General features: G+C 64.8%; 6 protein-coding genes and 1 riboswitch. Of the genes, 5 read left to right on the plus strand and 1 reads right to left on the minus strand.

Annotation, left to right across the window (positions count from 1 at the left end; genetic code table 11):
- Positions 1–84: 84 nt before the first annotated feature.
- Entirely contained in the window at positions 85–1,653 is a 1,569-nt protein-coding gene (locus tag ACE026_RS19300; RefSeq protein ID WP_486040458.1) for a BCCT family transporter, read from the minus strand.
- Between the two features lie 290 nt (positions 1,654–1,943).
- Positions 1,944–2,045, plus strand: a riboswitch (TPP riboswitch).
- Positions 2,046–2,186: 141 nt separating this feature from the next.
- Between ACE026_RS19300 and thiC the strand changes: the two genes are divergently transcribed.
- The 5 genes from thiC (at position 2,187) to ACE026_RS19325 (ending at position 11,355) form a co-directional block, all read left to right on the plus strand.
- Positions 2,187–4,064, plus strand: a complete 1,878-nt coding sequence (thiC, locus tag ACE026_RS19305; RefSeq protein WP_486040459.1) for a phosphomethylpyrimidine synthase ThiC — start codon at positions 2,187–2,189, stop codon at positions 4,062–4,064.
- Positions 4,065–4,161: 97 nt separating this feature from the next.
- A complete protein-coding gene (locus tag ACE026_RS19310) occupies positions 4,162–4,839 on the plus strand; it encodes an ion channel (protein WP_486040460.1) in 678 nt (225 codons plus the stop codon).
- A gap of 250 nt (positions 4,840–5,089) precedes the next feature.
- Positions 5,090–7,426, plus strand: coding sequence for a winged helix-turn-helix domain-containing protein (locus ACE026_RS19315; RefSeq protein WP_486040611.1), 2,337 nt, complete (start codon positions 5,090–5,092; stop codon positions 7,424–7,426).
- 114 nt (positions 7,427–7,540) lie between these two features.
- Positions 7,541–8,422, plus strand: coding sequence for a helix-turn-helix transcriptional regulator (locus ACE026_RS19320; protein ID WP_486040461.1), 882 nt, complete (start codon positions 7,541–7,543; stop codon positions 8,420–8,422).
- A 68-nt stretch (positions 8,423–8,490) separates the two neighbouring features.
- Positions 8,491–11,355, plus strand: coding sequence for a TonB-dependent receptor plug domain-containing protein (locus ACE026_RS19325; RefSeq protein WP_486040462.1), 2,865 nt, complete (start codon positions 8,491–8,493; stop codon positions 11,353–11,355).
- The last annotated feature ends 40 nt before the right edge of the window (positions 11,356–11,395 follow it).

Here is an 11,395-nt window from a genome sequence, read left to right on the forward strand (position 1 = left end):
CCCCCCCCCCCCCCCCCCCCCCCCCCCCCCCCCCCCACCGATAGCCCGGGAAGCGTGCCGCTCTAAGCGACCAACCCGACCACCCTAAGGCGCTCGAGCCGCCTCATCGCGCGTCTCTTCCTGCGCCGCGATCTCCCGCTCGATCCAGTCATCCATCAACCGCCGCGCGCGCTGCGCACGGCGCCGCTGCAGCGCATGCTCCATATCGAGCACCCGGTACAACGACCACATCACCGCCAGCATCAACAACGCAAACGGCAGTGCAGCGATCGTGATCATCCCCTGCAGCGCATTGAGTCCACCGGCCAACAGCAGCACGCCCGCGATCAACGCAATCGCCACGCCCCACACCATCCGGCGCGCCAACGGCGGATCGCCCGCCTCCTCCGTCGACATCGTCGCCAGCACCAGCACCGCCGAATCGGCCGAGGTCACGAAGAAGATGATCAACAACACCAGCGCGATCACCGACAGTACCGTTGGCATCGGCAGGCTGTCGAACATCGTGAACAACACCGTCTCGTAGCCATTGCCCAACGCCTGGGCCAGATCCACGTGGCCGAAGATCTGCGACCACAGCGCCGTGCCGCCGAATACCGAGAACCACAGGAAGCCCAGCACGCTCGGCGCGATCACCACGCCCAGCACGAACTCGCGGATGCTGCGCCCACGCGAGACGCGCGCGATGAACGAACCCACGAACGGCGCCCACGCGATCCACCATGCCCAGTAGAAGATCGTCCAGTCCGCCACCCACGTGCTGCCCGAGAACGGGGACATCCGCAGGCTCATCGTCACCAGCGAATTGAGGTAGGAGCCGATCGTGGTGGTGAACGTATCGAAGATGAAGCCGGTCGGCCCCAACACCAGGATCAGCGCCAGCAGCAACGCCGCCAGGCCGAGGTTGAAGTTCGAGAGCCACTTGATGCCGCGGTGCACGCCACTGGTGGTGGAGGCCATGTACAACACGAACGCCAACGCGATGATGGTCAACTGCACCGGTACCGAGGCCTGGATACCGAACACGCGCTCAAGGCCGGCCGCGATCTGGATCGTGCCGAAGCCCAGCGTCGTGGCCACACCGATCGCCGTGGCGACCACGGCGGCGACGTTGACCACGGTACCCATCCAGCCGCGGTGATGCGCGCCGATGATCGGCTGCAGCAGATCGCTGATCAGCCCGCGGCCGTTGCGATTGAACTGGAACCAGGCCATCGCCAGGCCGATCAGCGCATAGATGGCCCACGGATGCAGGCCCCAATGGAAGAACGCATACCGCATCGACGCGCGCGCCGCCTCCATGCTCTGCGGTGCCAGTCCTTCCGGTGGCTTCACGAAGTGCGAGATGGGCTCGGCCGCGCCCCAGAACACCAGGCCGATGCCCATGCCGGCGGCGAACAACATCGACATCCAGCTCGCATTGGAAAAATCAGGCTCGGCATCCTCGCCGCCGATGCGCAGCGAACCGAAGCGGCCGAAGGCCAGGTACATCAGGAACGACAGCGTGATGAACACCACCAGCAGATACAGCCAGCCGGTGCTGCGGATGATGGTGGACAGGCCGCTCTGGACGACCTCGTTGAAGGGGCCCGGCGCGAGGCCGGCGATCAGCACCAGCAGTGCGACCAGTGCGATGGAAATGCGGAACACCATGCAGGCGTGTCTCCGATCAGTAGGGGCGAGCCGAGGCTTGCAATCTCCAGCGGCACAACGGCAGCGACTGGGGCGGATCAAGCCGGTCGAGGCCGGTCAGTACGGACGTCAATGGCGTCGAGCAGAGCGCGGTGTGCGCACGATCGGGAAGCTACCCCCTGACCGCACCGCATACCGCGCTGCAGCATGGTAGTGCATGGCGTGTCGGTGCTCTGTTCACATGCAAAGGCTGATCACGTCAGTGTGGGGTGTGGCCGCGCGCCCGTGGGCGTCGCTTTGTGCTCTAATTCGCCCCGAAGCGGGGGTACCGCGGCCCAGTGGCCAAGGTTGAGACAGTCCCTTCGAACCTGATCCGGTTGATACCGGCGTAGGGAAGCTTCGCATCTGCAGATGCATTGCGCCGTAGGGCCACCGCGCCCGGAGACCGCCCGCAATCCGTCCGTCGAGCGCCGCCGTTTCGTCCCTCCCATGCGAATCCCTCGCATAGAACCGCACAGTCCCTGTGCGGGGATTGAACCTAGGACGATGCCTCGATGAACGCCCAGCTCTCCGCCCTGCAGCAACAGGCCCAGCAACTCTCCGAATCGGTCACGCGGCCGATTCCCGGCTCGCACAAGATCCACGTGCAGGGCTCGCGCAGCGACCTGCAGGTGCCGATGCGTGAGATCACCCTGACCCGCACGCCCACCTTGTTCGGTGGCGAAGAGAACGCGCCGGTCACCGTGTACGACACCTCCGGCCCGTATACCGATCCGGCTGTCGCCATCGACCTCTCCGCCGGTCTGCCTGCGCTGCGCGCCGCCTGGGTAGCCGAGCGCGGCGATACCGAGGTGCTGGAGGGGCTGAGCTCGGCATTCGGCCGCGCACGTGAGACCGATGCACGTCTGGACGCCGTGCGGTTCCCCTCGCGGTTGCAGCCACGGCGGGCAAAGGCGGGTGCCAACGTCACCCAGATGCACTACGCGCGCCGCGGCATCATCACCCCGGAAATGGAGTTCGTGGCGATCCGCGAGAATCAGCGGCTCGATGCGATCCGCGACGCCGCACTGCTGAAGCAGCATCCGGGCGAGTCCTTCGGCGCCTCGATCCCCAGGATCATCACCCCCGAGTTCGTCCGCGATGAGATCGCGCGTGGCCGCGCCGTGCTGCCCAACAACATCAACCACCCGGAAAGCGAGCCGATGATCATCGGCCGCAACTTCCTGACCAAGATCAACGCCAACATCGGCAACAGCGCGGTGTCCTCGGGCATTGCCGAGGAGGTGGAAAAGCTGGTCTGGGCGATCCGCTGGGGTGGTGACACCGTGATGGACCTGTCCACGGGCAAGCACATCCATGAAACCCGCGAATGGATCCTGCGCAACTCGCCGGTGGCGATCGGCACCGTGCCGATCTACCAGGCGCTGGAAAAGGTCGATGGCCGCGCCGAGGAACTGAACTGGGCGATCTTCCGCGACACCCTGATCGAGCAGGCCGAGCAGGGCGTGGACTACTTCACCATCCACGCCGGCGTGCTGCTGCGCTACGTGCCACTGACCGCCAAGCGCGTGACCGGCATCGTCTCGCGCGGCGGCTCGATCATGGCCAAGTGGTGCCTGGCACACCACAAGGAGAACTTCCTCTACACGCACTTCGAGGACATCTGCGAGATCATGAAGGCCTACGACGTGACCTTCTCACTGGGCGACGGCCTGCGCCCGGGCTGCATCGCCGATGCCAACGATGCCGCGCAGTTCGGCGAGCTGGAGACGCTGGGCGAGCTGACGAAGATCGCGTGGAAGCATGATGTGCAGACCATGATCGAAGGCCCCGGCCACGTGCCGATGCAGCTGATCAAGGAAAACATGGACAAGCAGCTGCGCGAGTGCGGTGAAGCGCCGTTCTATACGCTGGGCCCGCTGACCACCGATATCGCGCCGGGCTACGACCACATCACCAGTGCGATCGGTGCGGCCATGATCGGCTGGTACGGCACCGCGATGCTCTGCTATGTCACCCCGAAGGAACACCTGGGCCTGCCCAACCGCCAGGACGTACGCGACGGCATCATGGCCTACCGCATTGCCGCGCATGCCTCGGATCTGGCCAAAGGCCACCCCGGCGCGCAGGTCCGCGACAACGCATTGAGCAAGGCACGTTTCGAATTCCGTTGGGAGGACCAGTTCCACCTTGGGCTGGATCCGGAGAAAGCGAAGGAATTCCATGACGAGACGCTGCCCAAGGACGCGCATAAGCTGGCCCACTTCTGCTCCATGTGTGGTCCGCACTTCTGCTCGATGAAGATCACCCAGGATGTGCGCGATTACGCCGCCGGGCAGGGGCTGGATGCGCACAAGGCGCTGGAGGCCGGCATGGCCGAGAAGTCCGCCCAGTTCCGCGATCTCGGGGCGCAGGTGTATCGCCAGGAGTGAGGCACCGGCCGTGGCGGTGCGCAGCGCCACGGCCATCATCCGCCGCCTGCGTGATTCCCGCTAAGCTCGGCGCGACCAGGCAGGGATGGGGACGACGATGGCGATAGCACGCAGCACCAAATGGCTGGCCATCGCGCGCCGGCATCCCTCGGCCTGGTTGTTGGCCGTGCAGCTGCTGGGGGTGCTGCTGTATCCGGCAATGGACGAGGCTGGTGCCAGCCGCGCCCTGTTCGGGGCGTTCGGGATCGCCGTGCTTGGCCTGGCGCTATGGGTAGTGAGGCGCAGCCCGCTCGGTATGTGGGTGGCGCTGCTGCTGGCCATTCCTTCGGTAGTGTTTTCCATCTCAGGCGCTCTGTTGGAGCGCCCGGCGCTGGTCACCACCGCGCAGCTGCTCGAATGCCTGCTGTACTTCTATACGGCTGGCAGCCTGATCGCCTACATGCTGCAGGACCACAAGGTGACCCGCGATGAGCTGTTCGCGGCGGGGGCCACCTTCACGCTGTTGGCGTGGGCCTTCGCCTTCGCGTTCGCGGTGTGCCAGCAGTGGTACCCGGGCAGTTTCGTAGCGGCCAGTGAGAGCGAGCTGCGCACCTGGATGGAGCTGCTTTATCTGAGCTTCAGCTTATTGTCCGGGGTCGGTTTGAGCGATGTGGTGCCCATCCATTCACAGGCGCGCGCGCTGGTGATGCTGGAGCAGTTCGCAGGCGTCATGTACGTCGCGCTCGTTGTCTCGCGCCTGGTCGGTCTCACCATGATCCGCCGCATACAAAGCTGAATCGCACATAAAAAGTTCGCGCCCGGAGGCGCGAATGCTGAATCTATTTATGTGGATTCGTCGGCGAGAGAGAGCCTGATGTTGGCCACACGCACAGGTGCGGTTAACCCACATAGGCTAGTATTCGCGCGCTTCAGTGTTTTTGCGCTTTGCGCTGATGCCTTGTGCGGAATCTGGCGGTTCGTTCGGTCGTTGTCGATTGTGATGAATGCTGCGTTCCCGTAGTCCTGCATTCACTCGTGTCACCGGAATGATCATCAACGACAGTGAGCGACCGGCAGCCGATGTAGTTCGAATCGGCGATTGCACCGTCATTCTTTCCTCGCGGGAAGTGATGGTGGTGGGCGTGCGTCGCCCACGTCGGCTGACGCCGAAGGCGTTGGGCGTACTGAAGGCCTTGATGCGCTCGCCGGGCGCGGTGGTGACCCGCGACGAACTGTTCGCCGAGGTGTGGCCCGATACGCTGCCGACCAACGATGTGCTGACCCAGGCCGTCACCCAGCTGCGCAAGGCCTTCGCGACCGACGAAGAGGCCGGCACCACCTATATCGAAACCATTGCCAAGACCGGCTACCGCCTGCTGGTGCCGGTGAGTGCGGTCGAGGACGTGCGGGGTCTGGCGGCGATGGAGGGCGTGGACGCCGATGTGCCGGGCGCTGCCGAGGTGCTGCCAGCGGGGGCGCCGCCGTCGCGCAAACGCGTTGACAGCCCGCTGCGCCGGCAGTGGCGCCGTACCCGCCGCTACATCCTGCTCGCCATCGGCGTGGCGATGCTGGTCGCCCTGCTGGTCATGGCTGCCTTGCTTGTCCAGCGTGAACAGCCTGCCTCGGCGCTGGACGCTGCCGTCGAAGATGGCACCCGCGTGATCGGCAGTCCGCAGCGGCCTTACCGGCTCATCACCGCCACCGCGGGCTTTGAAACGTATCCCACGCTGTCGCCGGACGGCTCGCAGGTCGCCTACGAGGCGGACATGCCGGCACGCAATGGCAGCGTCATCAAGGTGCAGACCTCCGGCAATGCGCCGGCCCACATCCTGATGGATACGCCGGCCACGTATTCGGACCGGTTCCCCAACTGGTCGCCCAACGGGCGGGAGATCGCGTTCGCGCGGTTTGGTCCGGACGGCAGCTGCGAAGTCATCATCGCCAGCGCCACCGGCGGCGCGCTGCGTCACGTCACCCGCTGCGATGGCACCGAACTGCTCAGCTTCGACTGGACCCCGGATGGGCGCGGCCTGCTGTTCGGCTCACTGTCGGGCAAGTACGCACACCGTGGCATCCGCATTCTCGCCATCGCCAGCGGCAGCTGGACCGCGCTCGATTACCAGATCGACCCGGACAGTTTCGAGTACGCGCCGCGCTACTCGCCTGATGGCCGCTGGATCGTGTTCGTGCGCAATCCGCAGGTCGGTGATCTGTGGCGGATCCCGGCCGAGGGTGGCACCCCGGAGCAGCTCACCAATGATTCTGCCGAGATCCGCGGCTGGGCGTGGCGCAGCGACAGTCGCCACATCGTGTTCGGCCGCCGCGTGGACAGCGAAGCACGCCTGTATGAGCTGGATACGCGCACCCACACACTGCGTGACCTGGGGCTCGACGATGCCCAGTCGCCGGCGCTGTCGCGCAGCAACAACATGCTGGCGTTCATGCATCGGCGGGCGCAGTTCGGCCTGTTCAAAGTGCCGATCGCCGCCGATGGTCGCCCCGGCACGCCGGAGCGCCTGTTTGCCTCGGGCGGGCGCGATGCACAGCCGATGATCGCGCCGGACGGCCGCCAGCTGGTCTTCAGCTCCAACCGCTCCGGCAGTTACGCGCTGTGGTGGGCCGACCTGCAGCGGCCTGAATCGCTGCGGCCGATCGAGGGGCTGCGCCCGGAAACCCGCCAGATCCCGGACTGGTCGCGCGACGGTCGCCGCCTGCTGGTGCTGGGCCGCGATGAACACGCCAACCCGGCGATCTTCGAAGTCTCTCCGCGTGATGAGCAGACCGTGCGCCTGGCGGTACCGGTGGCGCAGCCGCTGCAGGCCCTGTACGGGCAGCAGCCGGAGCACCTGCTGGTGGTCGAGCGTGATCGCGATGAACGCATGCGCCTTTCCCTGTTTGACCGCAGCAGCACCCCGTGGCGCTTGCTGGGTAGCATCGATGGCGTTTCCCAGGCACGTTATGACGTCGCCGACGAGCGTGTGCTTTTCACACGGTTGTCGGCCAGCGGTCTGTGGTCGGCCGATGCAGCCCTGAGCCCGCAGAGCATTCGCCAGGTGCGCAGCGACCAGCCCTCGCGATGGCGCTACCGTGCGTGGACTGTCTCGGGCAACGGGCAGATCGATTACCTGTCCAACCGCGCCGACTGTGCCACCGTATTCGCCCGGCTCAGCGCGACCTCCAGCGACAGTGCCCACTGCCTGGATGCCGATCGGCTGGGAACCGGCAACGGCTTCAGCGCAAATCCGGACGGCAGTGCGGTGTACGTGGCCTTGGCCGTGGCCGATGGGTCCGACATCGGCATCATGAGTCTGCCCGAACCGACCTCCTCGTTCTTCCCGGCCTTCTCCAACCTTCTGTTTATGAAGGGAAAAGACCCTTCGTAAGTTCTTCGTGAGGTTGTCGTGGCGAATTCGGATCAATCTCGCCAGGACGTCCTGAGGGCAGTGGCCTGATTTGGCAAAACTGCACGCCAGCAAAGGCAAACTCACGGTGCAGTCATGCGTCAGCTCTCCTTGGCCGATCGCGGTCAATCTCTTTCCCTGGACAAAGCCATCGACGACGGCGCGCTGCCCAACTGCCTGGGCGTGGCCCGGCTCGGCAGCCTGCAGACCGCCGGCACCACGTTCACGGTCTGGATGCAGGTGCGTGGCAGCGCATGGGTGGAATCCAAGGAAGGCAAGTTCCGCCTGCGCCAGCGTGAGTGGATCGCGTTCGAAAAAGACTCCAAGCCGATGGTGCAGGCCGGGCGTGATGGTCTGTGCATCGGCCTGAGCCTGTCGCCCGATGCGCTGCGCGCGCTGGGCGAACTGGCCGACTGCAACCTCTACGCGGGCCGCGGCACGATGACGCGTGGCGAAATGCGCGTGGCGATGCGCTTGTGGCGTGATGCCCTGATCAGCGATGGGCCGATGCACGGCCTGCGTCCGGCGTTGCTGCACCTGGCCGCGCTGCAGCAGGGCATGGCCACCGGTGTTCAGCGTTGCCCGGGCCGCTCGCGCAGCCGCAAGCGCCAGGTGTTCGGTCGCATGCAGCGCGCGCGTCTCTATCTGGAAGGCAACAGCCACCGTGTCGTGCGCATCGGTGAACTGGCCGAGCTCACCAATTTCTCCAGCTGGTATTTGTCCAAGACGTTCCAGAGTCTGTATGCGGAGAGTCCGCAATCGCTTTCCGCGCGCCTGCGACTGGAACGCGCAGCCGATCTGCTGCGTGATACGGACATGATGGTGGGCGAGGTGGCCGCTGCGAGCGGGTTTGACAACTGCTGCAGCTTCGCACGGGCGTTTCGGGCCCGTTTTGGGTTGTCTGCGTCACGCTACCGTGAGGCAGGTGCGAACCTGTCGCCAGAGTCGGCAAAGTCTTTGGTTGCATCACGCAAATAATTCACTGCAACGCAATCGTAACTTTCCGAGGCGGTTTAACACGCTACTAACGTACCTCGGAGAGATAAATGAATTTTCGTACTCCCGCAGTGCGGCTGGGCCTTCTGCCCGCCGGCATTGCGCTCGCGCTCGCGCCGAGCTTCGCCTCGGCGCAGGAAGCTGCTGCCGGCACCACTGACCTTGACCGTATCTCGGTCACCGGCTCGCGCATTCGCGGTGCCAACATGGAGACTCAGCAGCCGATCTTGACGATGACCCGTGAAGCCCTGGAAAAGCAGGGTTACACCTCCGTCGCCGATGTGCTGCAGAACATGACCTCGGCCGGTTCCCCGGCTATCTCGCGCTCGGAATCGCTGGCTTCGGGCGAAGACGTGGGCGGCTACTACGTCGATATCCGCAACCTCGGCGCGCAGCGTACGCTGGTGCTGATGAACGGCAAGCGCCTCGGCGCATCAACCTCGGGCCTGCAGGACCTGAGCCAGATCCCGATGGCCGCCATTGAGCGCATCGAGATCCTGAAGGACGGTGCATCGTCCATCTACGGTTCCGACGCCATCGCCGGCGTGGTCAACGTGATCACCCGCAAGCGCGTGGAAGGCGGCGAAGCCAGCGTCTACTTCGGCCAGTACGGCCAGGGCGATGGTTCGACCAAGCAGTACTCCTTCACCCTGGGTTCGCAGGGCGAGCGTGGCGGCGTCACGATGGCGGCCGAGTACTACAAGGCCGATCCGGTATGGGCGAACGATCGCTTCTTCAGCCGTGATGGCAATGCCGGTCCGAACTACCCGGGCTCGGGCAACAGCCCGATCAACCAGAACGGCGCGTTCTGCGACCCCTGCCTGACGCCAGACCTGGAAGAGGGCCAGCCGGGCTACGTCGGTTCGGCCGACCAGCGCTGGTTCACCCTGCGCGAAGGCGGCGATCCGACCAATCGTGCCGATTACCGTGCCGAGACCTCTGCCGACCGCGTCAATGCCAACCAGCAGATGATGGTTCAGACCGGTATCGAGCGTAAGTCGGTGTACGTCAACGGCAACTACGATCTGACCGATTCGATCACCTTCAACGCGGACGTGCTCTACAACGAGCGCACCACCGACCAGCAGATCGCCGGTTACCCGTACCAGTCGCAGGCCTTCGGCACCAAGCTCTCCGCTGACAGCGCATTCAACCCGACCAGCACCGACCTCGACTTCCGTCGTCGCCTGTGGGAAATGCCGCGTACCACCGAAAGCCAGCTGAAGACCCTGCGTTTTGCGCCGACCGTCAGTGGCTTCTTCGAGTTCGGCGGCAATACGTGGGATTGGGACGTTGGTGCGCTGTGGAACCGTAACGAGTCGACCAAGACCGGTCATGGTGACATGAGCCTGATCGCGGCCCGCCAGGCTTTGGGTGCTTCGTACATCGATGGCAACGGTGTTGCCCAGTGCGGTAATCCGGGCGATCCGGTGACCAGCTGCCGTCCGTGGAATCCGCTGTTGCCGTACGGCGTTGCTGGCCCGGGCTCGCTGGCCGATGGCGCGACGCAGGCCTTCCTGTTCCCCTACTTCACCGACACCGGCTACACCAAGACCACCAGCTACACGGCCAACCTGTCCGGCTCGCTGTTCTCGCTGCCGGCCGGCGACGTGGGTATCGCGGTGGGCGTGGAGCACCGTGAAGAAGAAGGCCGCTTCTCGCCGGACGCATTCGCGCAGTCGGGCGAGTCGACCGGTCTGGGCGCTCAGACCACCCAGGGCAAGTACGAGCTGGACGAGTTCTACCTGGAACTGAACGTGCCGATCCTGTCGGATCTGCCGTTCGCCAAGGAACTGACCCTGAATGCTGCAAGCCGCTACTCGGACTACAGCAACTTCGGCGACACCATCAACTCCAAGTTCGGCTTCACCTGGCGTCCGCTGGATGAACTGCTGGTGCGTGGTACCTACGCCCAGGGCTTCCGTGCTCCGTCCATCAACGATCTGTACGGTGGCCTGAACAGCAGCTTCGAGTCGTACACCGATCCGTGCGGCATCACCGCACCGGGTAGCGTCAACGGCAACGCCGCGTGCTCGGCCGCCGGCGTGCCGGTGGGCTACACCCAGGTGGGACAGGGTCTGACGCCTTGCACGGCGACCCCGTGCGCGACGCCGGACCAGTTCATCTCCGGCTCCAACGAGAACCTGAAGCCGGAAACCTCGAAGAGCACCACCTTCGGTGTGGTCTGGAGCCCGCGTTGGGTCCAGGGCCTGGATATCTCGCTGGATTGGTACAAGTACGAAATCAGCGACATGATCATTGCTGACAGCGTCGACCGCATCCTGCGCGAGTGCTACGTCGCCGGCGATGCATCGCGTTGCGCCAGCCACACCCGTGCAGCCGATGGCCACATCAACTCGATGACCTACGGCCTGGCCAACCTGGGCCGCATGGAAACCGAAGGCTACGACCTGGGCATCAAGTACCGTCTGCCGGAACTGTCGATCGGTCAGTTCGCCATCGACTGGCAGACCAGCTACCTGTCCAAGTACGACGAAGAAACCCAGAACGGTGAGGGCAACACGGTCATGCAGGGTCGCGTTGGCGATGCCGGCTTGTTCCGCGTCCGCTCGAACGTTGGTGTTACCTGGTCGCGCGGCGATTTCGGCGTGTCCTACATGGCCCGTTACTACTCGGGCATGAAGGAAGACTGCGTGGCTGCACGTCCGTGCACCCTGCCGGACCGTTACGTCGACGGCGATGCAATGCCGGTCCGCAAGACGGGTTCGAACACGTTCCACGACCTGCAGGTCAGCTACAACGCGCCGTGGGATGCCACGATCGCGCTGGGTGCGAACAATCTGTTCGACAAGCAGGGCCCGATCATGTTCACGCAGCCGAACTCGAGCTTTGCCTACTACGGCGGCTTCGACATCGGTCGCTTCCTGTACATGAAGTACACCCAGCGCTTCTGATCCATCGAAGCACTGGTGCAAAACGAGGAGGGGGGGCCCC

The sequence above is a fragment of the Stenotrophomonas sp. AGC87 genome (assembly GCF_057333975.1).

What these genes read in the sequence shown, in the direction of transcription:
- ACE026_RS19300 (WP_486040458.1), bottom strand. Translation starts at nt 1,653, where the DNA reads ATGGTGTTCCGCATTTCCATCGCACTGGTCGCACTGCTGGTGCTGATC.
- thiC (WP_486040459.1), top strand. Translation starts at nt 2,187, where the DNA reads ATGAACGCCCAGCTCTCCGCCCTGCAGCAACAGGCCCAGCAACTCTCC.
- ACE026_RS19310 (WP_486040460.1), top strand. Translation starts at nt 4,162, where the DNA reads ATGGCGATAGCACGCAGCACCAAATGGCTGGCCATCGCGCGCCGGCAT.
- ACE026_RS19315 (WP_486040611.1), top strand. Translation starts at nt 5,090, where the DNA reads ATGATCATCAACGACAGTGAGCGACCGGCAGCCGATGTAGTTCGAATC.
- ACE026_RS19320 (WP_486040461.1), top strand. Translation starts at nt 7,541, where the DNA reads ATGCGTCAGCTCTCCTTGGCCGATCGCGGTCAATCTCTTTCCCTGGAC.
- ACE026_RS19325 (WP_486040462.1), top strand. Translation starts at nt 8,491, where the DNA reads ATGAATTTTCGTACTCCCGCAGTGCGGCTGGGCCTTCTGCCCGCCGGC.